19 protein-coding genes are annotated in these 20,994 nt (G+C 68.8%); 17 read left to right on the forward strand and 2 right to left on the reverse strand.

Annotated elements, in window-relative coordinates; genetic code table 11:
- The first annotated feature begins 393 nt into the window (after positions 1 to 393).
- The 10 genes from OG205_RS00205 to OG205_RS00250 all read left to right on the forward strand — a co-directional run bounded on the left by OG205_RS00205 (position 394) and on the right by OG205_RS00250 (position 9,969).
- Positions 394 to 1,185: a M23 family metallopeptidase gene (locus OG205_RS00205; RefSeq protein WP_330274159.1), complete on the forward strand. Its 792-nt coding sequence runs from the start codon at positions 394 to 396 to the stop codon at positions 1,183 to 1,185.
- A gap of 93 nt (positions 1,186 to 1,278) precedes the next feature.
- Positions 1,279 to 2,727 (forward strand): AMP-binding protein, encoded by a 1,449-nt coding sequence (locus OG205_RS00210; RefSeq protein ID WP_330274160.1) that lies wholly within the window; start codon positions 1,279 to 1,281, stop codon positions 2,725 to 2,727.
- Positions 2,724 to 3,449 (forward strand): SDR family NAD(P)-dependent oxidoreductase, encoded by a 726-nt coding sequence (locus OG205_RS00215; protein ID WP_330274161.1) that lies wholly within the window; start codon positions 2,724 to 2,726, stop codon positions 3,447 to 3,449. Before OG205_RS00210 ends, OG205_RS00215 begins: the two co-directional genes overlap by 4 nt.
- 95 nt (positions 3,450 to 3,544) lie before the next feature.
- A complete protein-coding gene (locus OG205_RS00220) occupies positions 3,545 to 5,056 on the forward strand; it encodes an HAL/PAL/TAL family ammonia-lyase (protein WP_330274162.1) in 1,512 nt (503 codons plus the stop codon).
- Positions 5,053 to 5,811 (forward strand): L-tyrosine 3-hydroxylase, encoded by a 759-nt coding sequence (locus OG205_RS00225; RefSeq protein WP_330274163.1) that lies wholly within the window; start codon positions 5,053 to 5,055, stop codon positions 5,809 to 5,811. Before OG205_RS00220 ends, OG205_RS00225 begins: the two co-directional genes overlap by 4 nt.
- A gap of 11 nt (positions 5,812 to 5,822) precedes the next feature.
- Positions 5,823 to 6,479, forward strand: a complete 657-nt coding sequence (locus tag OG205_RS00230) for an O-methyltransferase (protein WP_330274164.1) — start codon at positions 5,823 to 5,825, stop codon at positions 6,477 to 6,479.
- A 57-nt stretch (positions 6,480 to 6,536) separates the two neighbouring features.
- On the forward strand, positions 6,537 to 7,487 hold the full coding sequence (locus OG205_RS00235) for an LLM class F420-dependent oxidoreductase (protein WP_330274165.1): 951 nt from the start codon (positions 6,537 to 6,539) through the stop codon (positions 7,485 to 7,487).
- A 2-nt stretch (positions 7,488 to 7,489) separates the two neighbouring features.
- Positions 7,490 to 8,059, forward strand: a complete 570-nt coding sequence (locus tag OG205_RS00240) for a TetR/AcrR family transcriptional regulator (RefSeq protein ID WP_330274166.1) — start codon at positions 7,490 to 7,492, stop codon at positions 8,057 to 8,059.
- A gap of 41 nt (positions 8,060 to 8,100) precedes the next feature.
- Entirely contained in the window at positions 8,101 to 9,384 is a 1,284-nt protein-coding gene (locus OG205_RS00245) for a glycosyltransferase (RefSeq protein WP_330274167.1), read from the forward strand.
- Positions 9,385 to 9,477: 93 nt separating this feature from the next.
- Positions 9,478 to 9,969 (forward strand): MmpS family transport accessory protein, encoded by a 492-nt coding sequence (locus OG205_RS00250; protein WP_330274168.1) that lies wholly within the window; start codon positions 9,478 to 9,480, stop codon positions 9,967 to 9,969.
- A gap of 145 nt (positions 9,970 to 10,114) precedes the next feature.
- Here the strand turns inward: OG205_RS00250 and OG205_RS00255 are convergent, their stop codons facing one another.
- Positions 10,115 to 10,573: a peroxiredoxin gene (locus OG205_RS00255; RefSeq protein ID WP_330274169.1), complete on the reverse strand. Its 459-nt coding sequence runs from the start codon at positions 10,571 to 10,573 to the stop codon at positions 10,115 to 10,117.
- A 31-nt stretch (positions 10,574 to 10,604) separates the two neighbouring features.
- Between OG205_RS00255 and OG205_RS00260 the strand changes: the two genes are divergently transcribed.
- From OG205_RS00260 to treZ, 7 genes are all read left to right on the forward strand, one after another.
- Positions 10,605 to 11,516: a LacI family DNA-binding transcriptional regulator gene (locus tag OG205_RS00260; protein ID WP_330278070.1), complete on the forward strand. Its 912-nt coding sequence runs from the start codon at positions 10,605 to 10,607 to the stop codon at positions 11,514 to 11,516.
- Positions 11,517 to 11,529: 13 nt separating this feature from the next.
- Entirely contained in the window at positions 11,530 to 11,955 is a 426-nt protein-coding gene (locus tag OG205_RS00265; RefSeq protein ID WP_330274170.1) for a RidA family protein, read from the forward strand.
- Positions 11,956 to 12,060: 105 nt separating this feature from the next.
- Complete coding sequence (locus tag OG205_RS00270; protein WP_330274171.1) at positions 12,061 to 13,875, forward strand: 4-alpha-glucanotransferase; 1,815 nt, start codon at positions 12,061 to 12,063, stop codon at positions 13,873 to 13,875.
- A 95-nt stretch (positions 13,876 to 13,970) separates the two neighbouring features.
- Positions 13,971 to 14,273 (forward strand): hypothetical protein, encoded by a 303-nt coding sequence (locus tag OG205_RS00275; RefSeq protein WP_330274172.1) that lies wholly within the window; start codon positions 13,971 to 13,973, stop codon positions 14,271 to 14,273.
- 460 nt (positions 14,274 to 14,733) lie between these two features.
- Entirely contained in the window at positions 14,734 to 16,839 is a 2,106-nt protein-coding gene (gene glgX, locus OG205_RS00280; RefSeq protein ID WP_330274173.1) for a glycogen debranching protein GlgX, read from the forward strand.
- Positions 16,839 to 18,917: a malto-oligosyltrehalose synthase gene (treY, locus tag OG205_RS00285; RefSeq protein ID WP_330274174.1), complete on the forward strand. Its 2,079-nt coding sequence runs from the start codon at positions 16,839 to 16,841 to the stop codon at positions 18,915 to 18,917. Before glgX ends, treY begins: the two co-directional genes overlap by 1 nt.
- The gene (treZ, locus tag OG205_RS00290) at positions 18,914 to 20,587 is read left to right on the forward strand and encodes a malto-oligosyltrehalose trehalohydrolase (RefSeq protein WP_330274175.1); all 1,674 of its coding nucleotides are present in this window, start codon (positions 18,914 to 18,916) and stop codon (positions 20,585 to 20,587) included. Before treY ends, treZ begins: the two co-directional genes overlap by 4 nt.
- Here treZ and OG205_RS00295 read toward each other — a convergent pair.
- The gene (locus OG205_RS00295) at positions 20,506 to 20,850 is read right to left on the reverse strand and encodes an ANTAR domain-containing protein (protein WP_330274176.1); all 345 of its coding nucleotides are present in this window, start codon (positions 20,848 to 20,850) and stop codon (positions 20,506 to 20,508) included. The genes treZ and OG205_RS00295 overlap by 82 nt on opposite strands.
- Between the last annotated feature and the right edge of the window lie 144 nt (positions 20,851 to 20,994).

Here is a 20,994-nt window from a genome sequence, read left to right on the forward strand (position 1 = left end):
TCGTTCGGTCCCAGAGGGCCGTCGGACGCCACGTGCGTCCGGCGGCCCTCTGTCGTGGGCGGGGCGGTTGGGTAAACCTTTCACGATTAAGCGACTGACCAGTACAAACGTACTGGCGGGGATTGGTTTAGAACGTGTTAACCAAGCCTGGAATGTCTTGACTACCGAAAGTGACTGGTAGTGGGCCTAATCACCTGAACACCCACTTGGCTTGCTCGGGCCGGTGACGCGAGGTTACGTTCTGCGCCGCATGTCACGGTTCGATAACCGCAAGGACACGGAACGCCCCCGAAGCGGTCCAGTCCACCACCGGGCCCCCGAAGCCCGCAGCCAGGCCCCCCGACGCCAGGCGAAGCGCGGTTGCCGAACTCCCCCGAGTGCATGGAGGCAGTTTTGGCACGGCATCGTGCGAAAGGTCCGCTGGTCGACGTCATCACCAGAGTGGACCTGGACCGCAAGAAGGCCGTTGCGGTGGTCGTCGCCGCCGGCGCCCTGGCCGGCGCCGGTTTCGCCCAGGCGGCGAGCACGGTGTCCCCGGTCGACCGCCTCATCACCCCCGTCGCGGCGACCAAGAACCTCGCCGCGGTGATGACCGCTCCGCCGCAGCAGGAGGGCCCGCAGACGATTCACTCCGTCGCCACCGGCTCCGAGGCGCGCAAGCTGCTGCAGGCCGAGCAGATCCAGGCGCAGTACCACGTCGCAGGGGCCCTCAAGTCCGCCGAGGGCGCGTACGTGAAGCGCCAGGAGGCCGCCAAGGCCGAGCAGGCGCGCATCGCGGCCGAGGAGGAGGCGAAGCGCCCGAAGTGCGTGCGGCCCGCTCAGGGCTCGTTCACGTCCGGCTTCGGCGCCCGCTGGGGAACCAGCCACAACGGCGTCGACATCGCGAACGCCATCGGCACCCCGATCGTCTCCGTCATGGACGGCACGGTCATCGAGGCCGGGCCCGCGTCCGGGTTCGGGCTGTGGGTGCGGGTGCAGCACGAGGACGGCACCGTCACCGTCTACGGGCACATGAACACCATCGACGTTCCGCAGGGCGCCAAGGTCAAGGCCGGGCAGCAGATCGCGACGATCGGCAACCGCGGCCAGTCGACCGGGCCGCACGTGCACTTCGAGGTGTGGCTCGGCGGCGGGCAGAAGATCAACCCCGTCGGCTGGCTGGCCGAGCGCGGTGTGAGTCTCTGACCAGACTTGGTGAGCTTCTGACCAACTCGCTCACACGATCACGAAAAGTGCCGATAGTGTCCGGCCACGTCGCCGTGCAACAGGTGCGGCGGCGTGGACACCGGAGTCGCGCCAGTGATCTACCACAGCCCCCTGCCGGCAGTGGCCGTTCCTGAACGCACAGTGCCAGAACACGTTCTGGAACGCGCACGGCACAACGACAAAGTCGCGCTCGTGGACGCCGTCACGGGCGAGTCCCTCACCTACGCCGAGCTCGCCGATCAGGTCGAGCGAACGGCCAAAGGCCTTGTCAGGTCTGGGATCCGGCCCGGTGACACGGTCGCGATCGCCAGTCTCAACCGGCCGAGGTACGCCGTCGGCCTGCACGCGGTCATGGCCGCGGGCGCGACGGCCGCGCTGATCAACCCGATGCTCACGCCGCCGGAGATCGCGCGGCTCAAAGAGCTCGCGAACGTCACCACGACGCTCGACCTCGACGACCTCCCTGAGAGCGAAGAAGATTCGCTGCCACCGGGAAATCCCGGCGGTACGGCGGTCGTCCTCTTCTCCAGCGGCACAACGGGTCTCACCAAGGCCGTCGGCCTGAGCCACCGCGCGCTCGTCGCGAATCTGGAACAGCACCGGCCTGGCTGGCGCATCGACGAGACCGACGTGCTCGCGGCGAACCTGCCGTTCTTCCACGTCTACGGCTTCGCGATCATCCTCAACTCCGGCCTCCTCGGTGGCGCCACGCTCGTCACCATGCCCCGCAGCGACGCCGGAACGTACCTGCGGCGCCTCGCGGAACATCACGTCACACGGGCGTTTCTGGTGCCGCCGCTCGCCGCCGCCATCGCGGATCACCCAGAACCGGTACCGGAACTGAGCCTCAAGCTCGTTCTCTGCGGCGCCGCCCCGCTCGACGACACCATCCGCCAAGCGGCCGAACGCAAGCTCCAGGCACCCGTCCGGCAGGGCTACGGCCTCACCGAAGCCGGTGGCACGCACCAGACATTCGACGGTGACGTGGAATCCGACCCCGCGAGCGTCGGTGTGCTCTGTCCCGGTACCGAGGCGCGCATCGTCGAGCCCGGCACCACAACGGACGCGGCGGAGGGCGAGATGCTCATCCGCGGCCCTCAGGTGATGGACGGCTACCTCGGCGACGAGCAGGCCACGCGCGACGCCTTCGTGGACGGCTGGCTGCGCACCGGGGATCTCGTGCGAGTCCACAACGGCCGGTTCCACGTCGTGGACCGCATCAAGGAAATGATCAAGTACAAGGGGTACCAGGTCGCGCCCGCCGAGTTGGAGGCGGTGTTGCACCGGCATCCCGCCGTCCAGGACGCGGCCGTGATCGGTGCGCCCGATCGGGTTAACGGCGAGATCCCCAAAGCCTTCGTGGTGACGCAAGGCGACGTCACCGCGGACGAACTGATGGCCTTCGTGGCGGCGGAGGTGGCGTCTTACAAGAAGATCCGCCAGGTTGAGTTCGTGCGAGAGATACCGAAGTCCGTCTCAGGCAAGATCCTTCGTCGCCTGCTGAAGGACGCCTCGCAGTGAGGGTTCTCATCACCGGGGGCGCCAAGGAACTCGGCAGGGCGTTCAGCGACGTCCTTGGCGCGCAAGGACATCAGCTCGTCATCACCGGACGCGACGAGAAGGCGCTCGACACCGCCCATGCCGAACTGACGGCCAGGGGCGTCGACGTCGAGACGCACGTCGCGGACCTGGGCGATCCGCACGCGACACCGAAGCTCATCGAGAGTCTCGGCGGGATCGACGTGCTGGTCAACAACGGTGCGCTGGGCGGACCGGTCGGTCCGACGTGGCAGGTCGACGAGAACGACTGGTGGCGCACGTTCGAGGTGAACCTGCGCGGCACCGCGTTCGCCGCCAACGCCGCGATCCGCACGATGACGAGCGGCCGGATCATCAACGTGGTCAGCAACGCCGGCGTGCACCGATGGCCTTACGTCACCGCGTACTCCGTGTCCAAAGCGGCCGTGATCAAGCTGACCGAGAACCTCGCGATCGAGCTGAAGCACCGGCCCATCGCCGTGCTGAGCTTCGACCCCGGCATGGTCGACATCGGTCTGATGCGCCGTGGCGCCACCATGGACTCGCGGGATCCCCACCAGCAAAGGATCTCGACGTGGGCGAGGTCTCAGCGCGACACGGGCAGGTTCACTCCGCTGGAGCAGTCCGCCGATCTTTTGGGCCGAATCGTGCGCGGAGAGTTCGATCACCTCTCCGGAGGCTTGATCACGCCGAAGGACAGCTGAGAAATTTTCCTCGTTTAGTGCGTACATAAGGCCCTTCCTCGCAGGCAGGTCAACCGGGATCGTCGCGAGTGGCTCCCAAGTCATATGGAGGCATCGTGCCTGTCGGAACATCTTCTGCTGTCCTGAATCTGGCCGCACACCTCGCACCGGCGCAGCTCGAACTCGCCCGCGATCCGTTGCACGTCGAACTGCCGGCGGACGTGCGCGCACGGATCGCGCGCTGCCACGAGTTCGTGCTCGAAGTCAGCTCGTCCGGACGCGCCATCTACGGCGTCACAACGGGTTTCGGCCCGCTCGTCGAGTTCGAGGGCCGCGCGGACAGCGCCGGCCAGAGCGACAACACCATCCTCCACCACATCGTCGGCCACGGTGAACTGCTGCCGCCGGCCGTCGCCCGCGCGGCTGTGCTCACGCGACTGTTCTCTTTGGCACAGGGGCGATCCGGAGTGTCCGAGCAGGTCGTGGACTCGCTGACTGCCATGCTGGACACCGATTTCGCCCCGGCTGTACCACGTTTGGGGTCAGTCGGTGCGAGTGGAGACCTCCAGCCACTGGCCTATGTGGCCCATGCGTTGCGTGGTAACGGGAACGCGTTCTTCGAGGGGCGGCTGATGCCCGCCGAGGAAGCGCTCACACGCGCAGGGCTCCGGAAACTCGTGCTCGGTGGCCGGGACGCCCTCGCGTTGGTCAACGGCATTTCGGTGACCGCCGCAGCTCTCGGACTCGCTGTCGCACAGGCGGTTCGCGCGCGGCGAACGGCGGAGTTGTTGTCCGCCTTGATGACCGACGTCCTCGGCTGCGGTGTCGAGTTCACGTCGGTTGGACTACTGGCGGCGTTCGGGCATCCGGACGTCGCTGAAACGGGTGCGGCCATTAGAACTTGGCTCGAAGGGAGTAAGCCATCCGGGGAGCGTCCGCTGCAGGAGCCCTACAGCATCCGGTGCACGCCGCAGCTGATCGGCGCGGCCGGCACGAGCGTGCGGCACGCGGACGAGGTGGTGCGCCGCGACCTCAACGGCGTGAGCGACAACCCGTTGTTCTTCCCGGAGACCGGGGAGGTCGTGCACGGCGGCAACTTCTTCGGCCAGCCCAGTGCTTTCGCGGCCGACCAGCTCAACGTCGCGCTGGTGCAGCTGGGCAACCTGGCCGAACGCCAGCTCGACCTGCTGGTGGATCCCCACCGCACCAACGGGTTGCCGCCGATGCTCAGCCCGCTTCCCGGGCAGCACCACGCGCTTCAGGGCGTGCAGCTGTGCGCGACCGCCACCGTCGCCGCGATGCGCAGGGCCGCAGCGCCCGCCTCGGTGCAGAGCCTGCCGACGAACCTGCACAACCAGGACGTCGTCCCGTTCGGCACGCAGGCCGCGTTCACCGCGCTCGACCAGGCCCGGCTGCTGCGGTACCTGCACGCGGGGCTCGCGATCGGGCTGCGCCAGGCCGTGCACGTCGGCGCGCGCCGACCGCTGGCGCCGCGGCTCGCGGAGGTGTTCGACCGGATCGCGCAGGTGGTGCCGCCGATCGTGGAGGACCGGCCGCTGGACACCGCGCTGGGCGGGGTCGCGGATCTTCTCGACGCCGTCGTGTCCGAAGTGGACGGTGAACGATGAGCGCTCCCGCCTGCCTGCCCGCGTGGGGGCACACCTGGGTCGACCTGCCCGTCCTGCGGCTGCCGATGCCGGGCGCGGAACTGATTCCATGCGCGGACCGGTGCTTTCAGATTCCGATCGTCATCAACGCCCCGCAAGACCCGGTGCAACGGGCCGTGCACCGGTGGTTTCTCGGCCATCACGGCGCATTTCTGGTGTGGAAGTTTCTGTCGGATTCACTCGATCGGTTGATGCGCGAGCCTGATTCGCAACTAGTCCGCCTCACTGCGCTTGGATACGACGCGTACTCGGTGATGCTCGCCTATTCGGGCAGTTGTTCCCGTGAGGTGTACGAGGACGTCATCCGGCCGATGATGGTGACGTTCGACCCGGCGTTCAGCGGGCGATGGGCACGTGACTACGAGCCACTGCCCGGCCTGCTGCGCAGGGCGCGTGCCGCACTGGGGCCCGCGGCGGCCGCGCCGCTCTCCTCCGCGAGCAAGGCGAACCTGGTGGCACACAAGGAGGTCATGCGCAGACTCGTGCCCGGCGGCCCGTCGCTGCTGCGCGAGTCCGGCCGTACGAGCGTGCCCACCACCGACGCCGAACGCGCCCGGTTCGACGAGTTCTTCCTCGTCAGCAGGGAGTGCGTGTGCGTGAGCCGCTACCAGGCGCACCGCACGGCCATCTTGTCCGCGATCGGTCATGACCTCGCGAAACACCCGCTGAGCCCCGAGTACGGAGAGACACTCAGGACGTTCGCCACCCGACTATGAGAGAAGGCCGCGTGAACGACTTCAAGACCGTGGTCATGACCCCGCAGATCTATCGTTACGTGCGCGAGCAGGCCGGTCAGCCGAGCGCCGTGCAGGAGAAGCTGATCGCCCGCACGGCCGAGCTCGGCGACTCGGCGGAGATGCAGATCCCGCACGAGCAGGCGGTGCTGCTGTCGTTGCTGGTCAAGCTCACCGGCGCGCAGACGGTGGTCGAGGTCGGCACCTACACGGGGTACTCCACGCTGGCGTTCGCGCAGGCACTGCCCCCGTCCGGCAAGGTCATCACCTGCGACCTCTCGACCGAGTGGACCGCGATCGCCGAGGAGGCGTGGCAGGCGGCGGGCGTGCGTGACCGGATCGACCTGCGGATCGGCGCGGCCGCCGTGACGCTGGCCGAACTGCCGGAGGAGCCGGTCATCGACCTGGTGTTCATCGACGCGGACAAGGTCGGGTACGTCCACTACTGGGACCTGCTGGTGCCGCGCGTGCGGCAGGGCGGCCTGCTGCTCGCCGACAACACGCTCTACTACGGCGAGGCCGCCGACGAGCAGCCGGAGGGCAACGCCGCCGCGATCGACGCCTTCAACAGGTTCGTGCGCGCCGACACGCGCGTGGAGTCGGTGCTGGTGCCGATCGCGGACGGTCTGACGATGGCCCGCAAGAAGTGAGGTTGTGAGCATACCGACCGGTCGGTAGGGTGCCTCCAAGCTGACTTGGAGGCGTTCATGGCTCGTTGGGGAATCACACTGCCGCTGATCGGCGTGCCGGTGCTGGAACACCGCGCGCTGGTGTCCGAGCTCGCCGGGCTCGGCTACACGGACGTGTGGTCGGCCGAGACCACGGGCACCGACGCGTTCACACCGCTCGCGCTCGCCGCGCAGTGGTCCTCCGAGCTGCGCTTCGGCACGGCGATCGCGCCGGTGTACACGCGCGGCCCGGCGACGCTGGCGATGACCGCGGCGACGCTGGCCGAGGTGACCGGTGGGCGGTTCGTGCTGGGCATCGGCTCGTCGTCGCCCGCGATCGTGCAGCGCTGGAACGCGATCCCGTTCGAGGAGCCGTTCAAGCGCACGCGCGACACGCTGCGGTTCCTGAAGGCCGCGCTGGCGGGGGAGAAGGTCAGCGCCGACTACGACACGTTCTCGGTCAAGGGCTTCAAGCTGGAGCGCCCGCCGGCGGAGAAGGTGCCGATCATGCTCGCGGCGCTGCGACCGAACATGCTGCGCCTGGCCGGTCGCGAGGCCGACGGCGCGATCACCAACTGGCTCGCCGCCACCGACGTGCCGCAGGTGCGTTCCGAACTGGGCGAGGCCGAGCTCGCGGCCCGGATCTTCGTCTGCCCGACCGAGGACGCCGACGCCGCGCGGGCGCTGGGACGCATGCTGATCAGCACCTATCTGACCGTGCCCGCCTACGCGGCGTTCCACGACTGGCTGGGTCGTGGCGAGGCGCTGCGCCCGATGCACGAGGCGTGGGCGGCGGGCGACCGCAAGGCCGCGTCGAAGTCGATCCCGGACGAGGTCGTGGACGCGCTGGTCGTGCACGGGTCGCTGGACCAGTGCCGTTCGCGCGTCGCCGAGTACCACGCCGCCGGTGTCGACACCCCGATCATCGCCCTGCTCCCGACCGGTGGCGACCAGATCGAACAGGTACGCGCACTGGCACCGAAGGCTTAGCGATGCCCAGCGCGACCGAGCAGAAGATCCTCGACACGGCCGTGCGGCTGTTCGCGTCGCAGGGCTACGACGCGACCTCGGTGCAGGAGATCGTCACGGCCGCCGAGGTCACGAAGGGCGCGCTCTACCACTACTTCCGGGCCAAGGACGACCTGCTCTTCGAGATCTACCGGCTGCTGATCACGTCCCAGTCCGCCGACATGGACCGGATCATCGGCCTCGGCCTGTCCGCGGGCGAGACGGTGCGCGAGATCCTGGCGTCGCTCGTCATCTCGACGGCCGAACGGGTCGACGAGACGGCGGTGTTCGTCCGCGAGCTGCACCGGCTCGGCGAGGACTCGATGACCGAGTTCCGCGCCGAACGCCGCCGCTACCACGAGACGTTCCTGGCGGTGATCGAGAAGGGACAGGCGGACGGCGAGTTCAGCTCCCTGGTGCCCGCGGACACCGTCGTGCGGATCGCGCTGGGCGTCGTCAACCAGCTCCCCATGTGGTTCCGTCCAGACGGCCAGAAGACGCCCGGCCGGCTGGCAGGGGAGATCGCGGACTTCGTGCTGGCCGGATTGAGATGACGAATTAGGGCGCGTTAAGCGCGATCTGGTCGACTGCTCCCGTGCCCCGTCTGAACCTGTTGTTCGCGACCATGCCCGTGCCCGGCCACGTCGTGCCGTTGCTGCCCATCGCCCGTGCGCTGATCGAGCGCGGCCATAACGTGCGGTGGTGCACCGGCGAGGTGTTCGCGGCCCGGATCGCCGCGACCGGCGCGGAGTTCGTCGCGATGGACCCGTCGATCGACCATCGGGGCCGCAACGCCGACGAGCTGTTCCCCGAGCGCACTCGGCTCAAGGGCATCGCGAAGCTGCGCTACGACATGACCGAGGTGTTCCTGGACCCGATCCCCGCCCAGGTCGGCGACCTGCGGCGGGTGCTGGCCGAACGACCGGCCGACCTCGTCGTGCACGACGCCGCGTACCTCGGCGCGACCTTGGTCGAACAGCTCGGCGGGCCTCGCGCCGTCAGCGTCGGTGTGATGCCGATGATGCTGCCCGCGCCGGACGTGCCGCCGTTCGGACCTGGCCTGCGGTACCGGACCGGTGCGTTCGCCCGGATGCGGTACGCGGCCGTGCGCGGGTTGCTGGACAACGTGGCGTTCAAGCCCGTGTTCCGGCACCGCGACCGGATCTTCGCAGGCCTCGGCCTGCCCGCGGGCGAGCGCGGCCTCGCGACCGTGTCGTCGCACCTGCACCTGCAGAACGGCATCGCCGGCCTGGAGCACCCGCGGGCGTTCATGCCGCCGCAGGTGAAGTTCGTCGGCGCGCTGGTCGACCCGGCGCCGTCTGTCGACCTGCCGGACTGGTGGGAACGCATGATGACCGCCGGCCGCCCGATCGTGCACGTCACCCAGGGCACGGTCGCGGACACGGACCTGGCGCAACTCGTGCTGCCCACGATCCACGCGTTGGCCGACGAGCCGGTCACCGTCGTCGCCAGCACCGGCGCGCACGACGTGGGCCCGTTGCCCGCCAACGCCTTCACCGCGCCGTTCCTGCCCTACGACAGGCTGCTGCCCGAAATCGCCGCGATGGTCACCAACGGCGGGTTCGGCGGTGTGCAACTCGCGCTCGCCCAGGGCGTCCCGCTGGTCGTGGCCGGCACGACCGAGGACAAGCCCGAGGTGGCCGCCCGCGTCGAACGGTCCGGCGCCGGCCTGAACCTGCGCACCTCGGCGCCGTCGGAGAAGACGATCAGGGCCGCGGTGAGCGAGGTGCTGCACGGCGGGTCGTTCCGGGTGCGGGCCCGGGAGCTGGCGGCGGAGTACCGGCAGCACGACGCCGGTTCGCTCAGCGCCGACCACGTCGAACGGCTGGCCCTGGCGAGCGCGGTGCAGACCGGCTGATCCGGTCGACGCGGATCCTTCCGGCACCGCACCGCGTCCCAGCAGCGGTAACGGCGGGAGTCGCGAGATCGACTCCCTCATCAGGGGGTCTTCATGTCGCACCAACCGCCCGAATACGGCATCGCACCACCGCTGCACGAGCCACCCAGGTCGCCGAAGTGGCCCTGGGTGCTGTTGCTGATCACGGTGCTGGTGGTCACGGGCGCACTCGCGTTCGGCAGCCACGTGACGACCATGCTGGAGCGGACCTTCAACTCCTCGACGAGCACAGGGGTTTCGCTGGAGCCCGTCGAGTCGCCCGCACCGGTCACCCGGACCGTCGTGTTCGAGGTGACCGGCACCGGCAAGGCGTTCAACGTCACCGCGACCGTCGGCGCGACCATCCACAACGAGGCGAGCGTGACGCTGCCGTGGACCCGCACCGTCGAGGTGCCCGCCGACCCCGCGTCCGAGTTCGTGATGCTCGTGGTCGTCGCGGGCCCGGACGGCGCCGAGGTGCACGGCAAGTACACGATCGACGGTGTGACTGTCCGCGAGGGCAAGGCTTCCGGGCCCTACGGCGTGCTGACGATCACCGACTCCTGAGGGCCTCGTAACGGACGTCCTTCGCAGGACGAAGGACGGCATCCTCGCCGCCACCCTGCTCACCGCGTGCGGCTCGCCGTAGACCAGCAGTCCGACCTGTCGGACGACCGAACGGCTACACGTCCAAGACCGCGTTGGTTAGCGGCTACTGAGCGGCTCGCTCACGGAGCGCCGCCAGCGCCTTGTCCGCGTGCGCGTTCATCGAGAACTCGCTCTTGACCACCTCGATGATCTCGCGGCCGGCCCCGATGACGAACGTGTGCCGCTTGACCGGGATCGGCCCGAACCGGCGCCGCACGCCGTACTGCTCCGCGACGTCACCGCCGACGTCGGCGAGCAGCGGGTAGTCGAAGCCGTTGAGTTCGGCGAACTCCTTCTGCTTCGCGACGTCGTCCATCGAGATCCCGACGCGCTGGGCTCCCGCCTCCTCGAACTCCTTCGCGAGGTCGCGGAAGTGGCAGCTCTGCGCGGTGCACCCGGACGTCATCGCCGCGGGGTAGAAGAAGAGCACGACCGGGCCGTCCTCGAGCAGCGCCGACAGCTTGCGGTCGGTGCCGTCCTGGTCGGGCAGCGTGAAGTCGGGGGCGAGGTCGCCGGGCTTCATGGATCTCCAATACGCTCGGGCCGTGACCAGCATGTCCGACGTGGCCAAGGCCGCAGGGGTGTCCGCTGCGACCGTATCGCGTGCGCTGCGAGGCGAACCGGGCGTGTCCGAGGCGACCAGGCAGCACGTGAGCGATGTCGCACGCCGGATGAAGTATGCGATCGCCCGCGACGCCTCCTCGCTGGCCGGTGGGCGGCGGTACGCGATCGCGGTGCTGACGTCCGAGGTCAGTCCCGTGCTGGCGGGCGCGGAGGGCGCGTTGCGGCAGGCCGGGTACGACGTGCTGCTCTACGTGCTGGGTGACGCGGACGCGCGCGCCAAGTTCTTCGACGAGTTGCCGCTGGGGCGCCGGGTGGACGGCGTGCTGCTGCTCTCGATGTCGCTGTCCTCTTCGGAGCAGGTCGCGCTGGAGTCGTTGGAGGTCCCGCACGTCACGGTCGACGACACCGATCTCCGTCACGCGCTGCAGACCGCCGTGTCGCACCTGCAGACCCTCGGGCATCGCGAGGTCGCCCTGGTGCTGGCCGACGGCGTGGACGAGTCCTACGACGAGATCCTGGTCGCCGCGGGTCTCGAGGTTCGTCCCGAGTGGACGGTGTGGTGCTCGCCGACCGTCGACGGCGGCGAGCAGGTGGTCGACGTGCTGCTCGACGGCGAACGCCTGCCGACCGCGGTGATCAGCTCGAACGGCGCCGCGGCTGTCGGGATCTTCCTGCGCATGCAGCGGGACGGGCGCGCGGTGCCCGACGAGGTGTCGATCGTGTCGCTGGACGGGCAGGAGCTCACCCGCGTGGTCGGGCTGACCGCCGTCGAGGGGGCGGCGAAGACCCAGGGGGAGCGGGCGGTCGCCGACCTGTTCACGCTGATCAGGGGTGGGGAGATCGAACCGGCGGAGCACCTGGTGCGGCTGGTCGTCAGGAACTCGAGCGGGCCCGCGGCCTGAGTACTGTGGCGTCATGCCCGCCCAGGAGCGCCTCACCGAACTGCCCGGCCTGCCGACCACCCCCGGCTACGCCCACGCGGTCACGGTCACCGGCACGCTCGCGTTCGTCTCCGGTCAGGTGGCGGTGGACGCGCAGGGGTGCGCGGTCGGCGTGGACGACCTCGCGGCGCAGACCCGGCAGGCTTTGAGCAATCTTCATCACATCATCAAAAAGTTTGGCGCGGACTGGTCGGATGTCGTCAAGTTCACCTGGTTCGTGCTTGATGCGTCGGAGGTTCAGACCATTCGTGACGTGCGGGACGAGATTCTGCGGCCCGCGCTGGGAGAAGTGCCCAACCCCGCCAGCACGCTGGTTCAGGTGGCGGCGTTGTTCGGCCCCGATTTCCTGGTCGAGGTCGAGGCGGTCGTCGCTATTCCAGGTGAAGCATCGGATGTCTAAGTAAATGCATCTCTGCGTGGGTGTCTCGACCGGCCTGCACCCATCGGGTGACCAGGGACCATTTGCTCTGGTAATGCGGACCGGGCTATGACATAGCTTGTACCTGTGGAGGAGTTGGTGGCGCGGTTGGCGGACGCTTGGGGCGTTGCCACACGGTACGAAAACGCGGACCAGCAAGAGGTCGCGGTCGATCGCGAGGTCGTCGTCAAGATCCTCGCCCAGTTCGGTGTCGACGCGTCCACTGAGGACTCCGTCGCCCGCGAGCTCGCCGAGGTCGAACGCCGTCGGGCCGAGCAGAAGCTCCCGTCCACGATCGTCATCCGCGAGTACGAGACGTACGACCTGCGCGGCCCCGCGACCATCGAGCTGGAGGACGGCACCTCGTTCGCCGTCGAACGGCACGTGCCCGACTCGGTTCCGCTCGGCTGGCACCGCGTCGTCACCGGGGACCAGACCGTCACGCTCGCCGTCGCGCCCAGAACGCTGCCGGACGTCCCGCACACCTGGGGCTGGATGCTGCAGCTCTACGCCGCGCGCTCGAAGGACTCGTGGGGGATGGGCGACTTCGCCGACCTCGCCACCATCGCCCGCCGCAGCAGTCTGGAGCTCGACGCCGGCGTCGTGCTGGTCAATCCGGTGCAGGCGCCGTCGCCGACGCATCCCGTCGAACGCTCGCCGTACTCGCCGACCAGCCGCCGGTTCGCGAACCCGCTGTACCTGCGCGTCACCGACACGGCCGAGTTCCTGCAGGCCTGCCCGCGCACCCGGCAGCTCATCCGCGACCTCAGGCCCGGCAACCACGAGCTGATCGACTACGACGAGATCTGGGACGCCAAGAAACAGGCACTGGAGCTGCTCTTCCCCGGCGGCGACGTCGAGATGGACGCCGAGCTGGAGAAGTTCGCCACGTACTGCGCGCTCGCCGAGGTCCACGGCAAGGACTGGCGCACGTGGCCCGCCGACCGTCCTGAACCTCCCGCCGAACGGGTCGGGTTCTACGCCTGGCTCCAGCACCTCTGCACACGCCAGCTCCAGGACGTCCGGCTCGCCGCGCACGAGGCAGGCATGGCCATCGGCGTCATCCACGACCTCCCGGTGGGCGTCGACCCCGGCGGCGCCGACACGTTCGCGGACCCCGACGTGTTCGCCATCGACGTCACGGTCGGCGCGCCACCCGACGCGTTCAGCGCCGACGGCCAGGGCTGGGGCCTGCCGCCGTGGCGCCCGGACAAGCTCGCCGAGACCGGCTACCGGCCGTTCCGGCAGGTGCTGCGCAGCGTCCTCAAGCACGCAGACGGCATCCGCATCGACCACGTCGCGGGCTTGTGGCGGCTCTGGTGGATCCCGCCGGGCGAGCCACCGTCCCGCGGCACCTACGTCTACTACGACTCCGACGCCATGCTCGGCGTGCTCGCGCTGGAGGCCTACCGGGCCGGCGCCGTCGTGGTGGGCGAGGACCTCGGCACGGTCGAACCGGTCGTCACGAAGACGTTGCAGGAGAACGGCATGCTGACCAGCGCCGTCCTCTACTTCCAGCGCGACTACTACGCCGAGGGTCACCCGCTGATCCCGCCGTCGCAGTGGAACCCGAACCAGATGGCCAGCATCTCCACGCACGACCTCCCGACCGCGGCGACGTTCTTCGCGGGCCCCGACGGCCCCGACTTCGACGAGCTGATGCGGCAGGAGGGCATCAAGTCCGCGGACAGGGTCGAAGGCGCCCACGAACTGCTCGCGCAGGCCCCCTGCGCGCTGGTCCTGACCTCACCTCAGGACGCTCTGCGGGAAACCCGGCAGCCCAACGTGCCGGGCACGATCGACGAGCACCCGAACTGGAGAATCCCCCTGCCGGTGGCATTGGATGATTTCTTCCCGCGCGTCCGGGAGATCACCCGGCCACTGCGCAACCGCGAAAGATGAAACTCTTGCGTAACGGCAGGTCATAGACCTGCGGAGTACTGTAGGGGCCGTCACCCGACGGTGGAAGACGAACGTTCTTGGAGGTGGCGTACCAAATGAGCTCAGCCGTGGGCACGCGGACATCAACCGGCGTGCTTGAACTGGCCGTCGAGCAGGTCCTCGCTTCGGTGAGACCCACCGCGCTCGGCGACCCGGTGGTCGGGGCACGGCGCGCGGAGGAATCCCTTCGTGACGCGCTGCGGGACGCGGGTCCCGTCGAGGACAACCTCGCCCTTCAGCACGCGCTGGCGTGCGCTGAGGCCGCTTGTGAACACCTGAAGTACGCGGAGATCCAGGAAGCCCGCACGCTGCTCACGGCCGCACGTGGACAGCTCGTTCTTGCACACGAAGGAGTGTGACCGCACCCGGTAGTCGCCTGACGGCACGATCACACGATCGAGTTAAGCAGCTCCGACTCTCGCGAAAACCTGCCGCAGCGGGCCCGGAATTGTCAGAGCCCGCTCGTAAGGTTCGAGTGTGATCTTCCACCAGGCCTACCGGCTCGCGTCCGTCGAGCACCCGGCACAGGCGCGGACGTCGTCCGCGCCCTGCGGTGCCGCGCGTTTCCCGCTCCCTCTACCAGCGAGGTCGAGCGCACCCACCTGCCGCCCGCGAGGCCGGCCGCGGCGTCCTGCGGCTCGCCACGGCGATCGCCGGCACCGGCACTGGTGAGATCCGGCGAACATCATGCGTACGAGGCGCGATGACGGGGTAAGTGTCTGTTCGTGGACCGTCGGTACCGGTCGTCGAAGCGTGATGCCACGACGTTGTCGCGCGGATATGGTCTGTCGGTAGCTAGTTTCTGTGACGAGGAGCATTGTGCGACCCTGGCCTGGTAGGCCCTACCCGCTTGGCGCCGGTTATGACGGCGTTGGCACGAACTTCGCTGTGTTCTCCGAAGTCGCGGAGTACGTCGAGCTCTGCCTGTTCGACGACGACGGCACAGAGACACGCGTGAGGCTGCCGGAGGTGGACGGTTTCGTCCACCACGGTTACCTGCTCGGCGTGGGCCCGGGGCAGCGGTACGGCTACCGCGTGCACGGGCCTCACGACCCGGCCCGAGGCCTCCGGTGCAACCCCAACAAGCTGCTGATCGACCCGTACGCCAAGGCCATCTCGAACGGCCTGGCGTGGGACGAGGCGCTGTACGGGTACAAGTTCGGATCGCCGGACGAGCGCAACGACGAGGATTCCGCTCCCCACGTGCCGAAGTCCGTGGTGGTGAACCCGTTCTTCGACTGGACGAACGACAGGCTGCCCAGGACGCCGTACAACGAGAGCGTCATCTACGAGGCGCACGTTCGCGGTCTCACCATCGACCACCCGGAGATCCCGCCGCGGCTGCGGGGCACCTACGCGGGCCTCGCGCATCCGGTGATGATCGACCACCTGACCAAGCTCGGGGTCACGGCCGTCGAGCTGATGCCGGTGCACCAGTTCATCAGCGATCACACGCTGGCCGAGCGGCGGTTGAGCAACTACTGGGGTTACAACACCATCGGGTTCTTCGCGCCGCACGACGGTTACTCGGCGTTGCCGTTGAACCAGGTGCAGGAGTTCAAGGGCATGGTCCGCGCCATGCACCAGGCGGGCATCGAGGTCATCCTCGACGTCGTCTACAACCACACGGCGGAGGGCAACCACCTCGGGCCGACGTTGTCGATGCGCGGTATCGACAACGAGTCGTACTACCGCCTGGTCGACGACGACCCGCAGTACTACACGGACTACACGGGCACCGGTAACTCGCTGAACGTGCGCTCGCCGCACACGTTGCAGCTCATCATGGACTCGCTGCGGTACTGGGTCACCGAGATGCACGTCGACGGCTTCCGGTTCGATCTCGCGGCCACGCTGGCGCGCGAGTTCTACGACGTGGACCGGCTGGCGACGTTCTTCGAGGTCGTGCAGCAGGACCCGGTGGTGTCGCAGGTCAAGCTGATCGCGGAGCCGTGGGACGTCGGGCCCGGCGGGTACCAGGTCGGCAACTTCCCTCCACTGTGGACGGAGTGGAACGGCAAGTTCCGCGACACGGTCCGCGACTTCTGGCGCGGTGAGCCGGCGACGATGGGCGAGTTCGCGTCGCGCATCACCGGCAGCAGCGACCTCTACCAGGACGACGGCCGGCGGCCGTACGCGTCGATCAACTTCGTGACGGCGCACGACGGCTTCACGCTCAACGACCTGGTGTCGTACAACGACAAGCACAACGAGGCCAACGGCGAGGACAACCGCGACGGCGAGGACCACAACCGTTCGTGGAACTGCGGCGTCGAGGGGCCGACCGACGACGAGGAAGTCCTCACGCTCCGGCGGCGGCAGCGGCGGAACCTGATGGCGACGACGTTGCTGTCGCAGGGTGTGCCGATGATCGTGAACGGCGACGAGTTCGGGCGTACGCAGAACGGCAACAACAACGCGTACTGCCAGGACAACGAGGTCTCGTGGGTCGACTGGTCGTTGCTGGAGGCCAACTCCGAGCTGGCCGAGTTCACCTCGGCGCTCGCCGCGTTCCGCAAGGCGCACCCGGTGTTCCGGCGCAAGCGCTTCTTCGCGGGCAGGCCGATCCGCAAGGGCGAGGAACTGCGCGACATCGCGTGGTTCACGCCGGCCGGTGAGGAGATGACCGAGCAGAACTGGGAGGACGACCTCGGCAAGTGCATCACCGTCTTCCTCAACGGTGAGGGCATTCCCGACCTCGACTCGCGCGGCATGCGGGTGGTCGACGACTCGTTCCTGATGGCGTTCAACGCGCACTACGAGGACATCCAGGTCACGTTGCCCGATCCCGAGTACGGTCCTGAGTGGAAGGTCGTCGTGGACACCACGACCGGGGAGGTCGGTGGCAACGAGAAGCCGATCGCCGCGTCCGGGCAGTTGTCGCTGACCGCGCGGTCGCTCGTCGTGCTGCAGCGGGTGGGCTGATGGGCGCGCCGTCCTCGACGTACCGCGTTCAGTTCACCCCGTCCTTCACCTTCGCCGACGCCGCGGCCGTCGCGGACTACCTGGCGCGCCTGGGGATCGGCGCGCTGTACGCGTCGCCGATGCTCGACGCGCGGGAGGGGTCGACGCACGGCTACGACGTCGTGGACCCGACCCGAGCCCGGCCCGAACTGGGCGGCGACGAGGGTCGGGTGGCGCTGCAGGCGCAGCTCGACGAGCAGGACCTCGGCCTGGTCGTCGACATCGTGCCGAACCACATGGTCGTGCCGAACCCGTGGTGGGAGGACGTTCTCGCTCACGGGCAGGAGTCGAAGTACGCGCGGTACTTCGACATCGACTGGTCGTCGGGCAAGGTGCTGCTGCCGGTCCTCGGTGAGGACGCCGAGGACGAGGTTCACGAGCACTACCTGAAAGCGAACTGGCGGCGCGGGAACACCGAGCTGAACTACCGGCGGTTCTTCGACATCACCGAGCTCGCGGCGCTGCGCGTCGAGGACCCCGAGGTGTTCGAGGCGACGCATCGCGCGGTGTTGTCCTGGGGCGTCACGGGATTGCGCGTCGACCACCCGGACGGGCTCGCCGATCCCGGCGGCTACTTCCGGCGGCTGCGCGAGCACTTCGACGGCTGGCTCGTGGTGGAGAAGATCCTCGGGCCGGACGAGTCGATGCCGCAGAGCTGGCCGGTCGACGGCACGACGGGCTACGACGCGTTGCGCGAGATCTGCGGCGTGTTCATCGCCCCCAGGGATGCCTTCAGCGGCGACTTCCACGAGATCGAGCACTCGTCACGGCAGCAGGTCGCGGACTCGATCCTGGTGGCCGAGGTGCGCCGGATCGCACGGCTGGTCCAGGGTGTCGAGTTCGAGGACGCCTGCCAGGCCGTCGCCGAGGTGATGGTCAACTTCCCGGTGTACCGCTCGTACCTCCCGGAAGGCCTGCGGCACTGGGAGATCGCGGTGCAGCGGAGCAGGTCGTCCGCGGTGCGGGCGTTGGACGAGCAGGTACGCGCCGACCCGCGCGGCGAGCTGGCGACGAGGATTCAGCAGACGTCCGGCATGGTCGTCGCGAAGGGCACCGAGGACACCGCGTTCTACCGGTACACGAACTTCGTGGCGCTCAACGAGGTCGGCGGCTCGCCGGACCGGTTCGGGATGTCCGTCGGCGAGTTCCACCAGCGCGCGGCACGGCGTGAGTCCGCAGAGCCGAACGCGATGACGGCGCTGTCCACACACGACACCAAGCGGTCGGAGGACGTCCGGGCGCGGCTCGCGGTGCTGGCGGAGATCCCGAACGAGTACCTGGCGTTCGAGGCCGAGATGAGCCGGAAGCACGGCCTCTCCGAACCGTCGCTGAACCGCCTGGCCTGGCAGTCGCTCGTCGGCGCGTGGCCGCTCACAGAAGAACGCCTGGGCGCCTACCTCGAGAAGGCGTCCCGCGAGGCGAAGATCAAGACCTCGTGGGTCGACCGGAACGCCGAGTTCGACGCCGAGGTGGCCGCGTGGCCCGCCAAGGCGCTGAACGAGCCCGAGGTCACCGCGTTCGCCGAACGGATCAAGGCGCCCGGCTGGTCGAACTCGCTGGGGCAGAAGCTGGTCCAGCTCACCGCGCCCGGCGTGCCGGACGTGTACCAGGGCACCGAGCTGTGGGACTTCTCGCTGGTCGACCCGGACAACCGCAGGCCGGTCGACTACGAGGTGCGCCGGGATCTGCTGGCGCGCATCGAGTCCGGCTGGCTGCCGGAGGTCGACGACTCGGGCGCGGCGAAGCTTCTCGTGGTGCAGAAGGCTTTGCACGTGCGCAAACGCGGTCTGCACGGCTACCGGCCGCTGCACGCCGAGGGCCCGGCTGCCGAGCACGTGCTGGCGTTCGAACGGTCCGGTGTGATCACGGTGGCCACCCGGCTGCCGGTCGGGCTGGAGCAGAAGGGCTGGCAGGACACGGTTCTGCCGCTGCCGGGTGCGAAGTGGACGGACGTCCTCACCGGGCGGCCGGCGACCGAGGACCTGGCGTCGTTGCTCGACACCTATCCGGTGGCGTTGCTGGTGCAGGGGGATCAGTGAGCTTCTCCGTCTGGGCACCGACTCCCGAGTCGGTGCACGTCCGCGTCGACGGCTTCGACCACGAGATGAAGCGCGACGGCGACTGGTGGCACTCCGACGCCGACGGGACGGACTACGCGTTCGTCATCGAGGACAAGGCGTACCCGGATCCGCGGTCGCTGTGGCAGCCCAACGGGGTGCACGAAGCCTCCCGCGTCTACACCCACGGGTTCGAGTGGACCGACGGCGCGTGGACCGGCCGGGCGCTGCCGGGCGGCGTGATCTACGAACTGCACATCGGCACGTTCACGCCCGAGGGCACGTTCGACGCGGCCATCGGCAGGCTCGACCACCTGGTGGACCTCGGCATCTCGTTCGTGGAGGTCATGCCGGTCAACAGCTTCGACGGCGTCGAGGGCTGGGGTTACGACGGCGTGCTGTGGGGTGCTGTGCACGACCCCTACGGCGGGCCGGACGGGTTCAAGCGGTTCGTGGACGCCTGTCACGCCCGAGGCCTCGCCGTGCTGCTCGACGTGGTCTACAACCACCTCGGGCCGTCCGGCGCGTACCTCGACAAGTTCGGCCCGTACTTCGCGGGACGCAACGACTGGGGCCCAGGGCTGAACCTGGACGGGCCGGGCTCCGACGAGGTGCGCCGGTACGTCATCGACAACGCGCTGCAGTGGTTGCGGGACTTCCACGTCGACGGACTGCGGCTCGACGCCGTGCACGCGCTGGCGGACAGCCGCGCGACGCACGTCCTCGAAGAGCTGTCCGTCGAGGTGGACGCGCTGTCGGCGGCGGTGGGCCGTCCGCTCACGCTGATCGCCGAGTCCGACCTGAACGACGCCAAGCTCGTGACGGCGCGCGAAGGCGGTGGCTACGGCCTGCAGGCGCAGTGGTCCGACGACCTGCACCACTGTCTGCACGTCGCGCTCACCGGCGAGACCTTCGGCTACTACGAGGACTTCGCGGCACCAGGAGCGTTGAAGAACACGCTGGAGAAGGTGTTCTTCCACGCCGGCACGTGGTCGTCGTTCCGCGGGAAGCACCACGGCAAGCCGGTCGACACCGCGTTGATCCCCGGCTACCGGTTCCTCGCGTACACGCAGAACCACGACCAGATCGGCAACCGCGCCACCGGCGACCGGCTGACCGCCTCCGTGTCGACGGGGAAGTTGCTGTGCGCGGCGGCGATCGTGCTCACCTCGCCCTACACGCCCATGATCTTCATGGGGGAGGAGTGGGCGGCTTCCACGCCCTGGCAGTTCTTCGCGTCCTTCCCGGACCCGCAGCTCGCGGAGGCCGTCCGGACGGGCCGGCGGCGCGAGTTCTCCCGGCACGGCTGGGGCGAGTCCGACGTGCCGGACCCCATGTCGCCGCAGACCGTCGAGAATTCGCGGCTGCGCTGGGACGAGGCCCGCGAGGGCGACCACGCCGTGGTCCTGGACACCTATCGCGCCCTGATCGCGTTGCGCCGCTCCCGCCCGGAGCTGGCCGATCCGCGACTGGACAGGTTCGTGGTGGAGCAGGACGGGGAGTGCCTGGTGTTGCACCGCGGCACGATCCGCGTGGTGGTGAACCTCGGCACGACCCCCGTCCCGCTACCTCAGGGAGACGTGCTGCTGACCTCCTCAGCGAACCCGTCGTTGCTTCCACCGGAGTCGTTCGCGGTCGTCGCGTCGACGTGATCCCACAGCATCTGGTCGGCTGCCTCGACGGGCCGTCCTAGGTGCGCGTGCACGAACGCCGTGACCAGCCGGTCGGCGGCGACGTGCAGCTTGATGTTGTGGTGCTGGGATATGTGCACCAGCAGCTGGAAGGCCTGCTGGGGTGTGCAGGGTTTGCGCGCGGCGATCAGGCCTGTGGCCTGCCCAATGACTGTCCGGGACGCCAGGGCTTTGCGCAGCCCCGCCACCTCGGCCTCCAGGGCGGTGATTCTCGCGGACGACACCGCCTGCTCCTTTCGCGTCGTCACGGTCACAGCGGCATGCCGGTGTGACGACGCGCTCTGGAGCTGCGTTGCGAAGGGCGGGCACACCCAGGGCAAGCCATCACATCGGCTTGCGGCTGGGTTCTCAACCGCGAGTGATCACCT

The sequence above is a fragment of the Lentzea sp. NBC_00516 genome (assembly GCF_036346835.1).
Classification (GTDB): Bacteria; Actinomycetota; Actinomycetes; order Mycobacteriales; family Pseudonocardiaceae; genus Lentzea; species Lentzea sokolovensis.

What these genes read in the sequence shown, in the direction of transcription:
- OG205_RS00265 (WP_330274170.1), top strand. Translation starts at nt 11,530, where the DNA reads ATGCCCGCCCAGGAGCGCCTCACCGAACTGCCCGGCCTGCCGACCACC.
- OG205_RS00260 (WP_330278070.1), top strand. Translation starts at nt 10,605, where the DNA reads ATGTCCGACGTGGCCAAGGCCGCAGGGGTGTCCGCTGCGACCGTATCG.
- OG205_RS00240 (WP_330274166.1), top strand. Translation starts at nt 7,490, where the DNA reads ATGCCCAGCGCGACCGAGCAGAAGATCCTCGACACGGCCGTGCGGCTG.
- OG205_RS00250 (WP_330274168.1), top strand. Translation starts at nt 9,478, where the DNA reads ATGTCGCACCAACCGCCCGAATACGGCATCGCACCACCGCTGCACGAG.
- OG205_RS00255 (WP_330274169.1), bottom strand. Translation starts at nt 10,573, where the DNA reads ATGAAGCCCGGCGACCTCGCCCCCGACTTCACGCTGCCCGACCAGGAC.
- OG205_RS00235 (WP_330274165.1), top strand. Translation starts at nt 6,537, where the DNA reads ATGGCTCGTTGGGGAATCACACTGCCGCTGATCGGCGTGCCGGTGCTG.
- OG205_RS00275 (WP_330274172.1), top strand. Translation starts at nt 13,971, where the DNA reads ATGAGCTCAGCCGTGGGCACGCGGACATCAACCGGCGTGCTTGAACTG.
- treY (WP_330274174.1), top strand. Translation starts at nt 16,839, where the DNA reads ATGGGCGCGCCGTCCTCGACGTACCGCGTTCAGTTCACCCCGTCCTTC.
- OG205_RS00225 (WP_330274163.1), top strand. Translation starts at nt 5,053, where the DNA reads ATGAGCGCTCCCGCCTGCCTGCCCGCGTGGGGGCACACCTGGGTCGAC.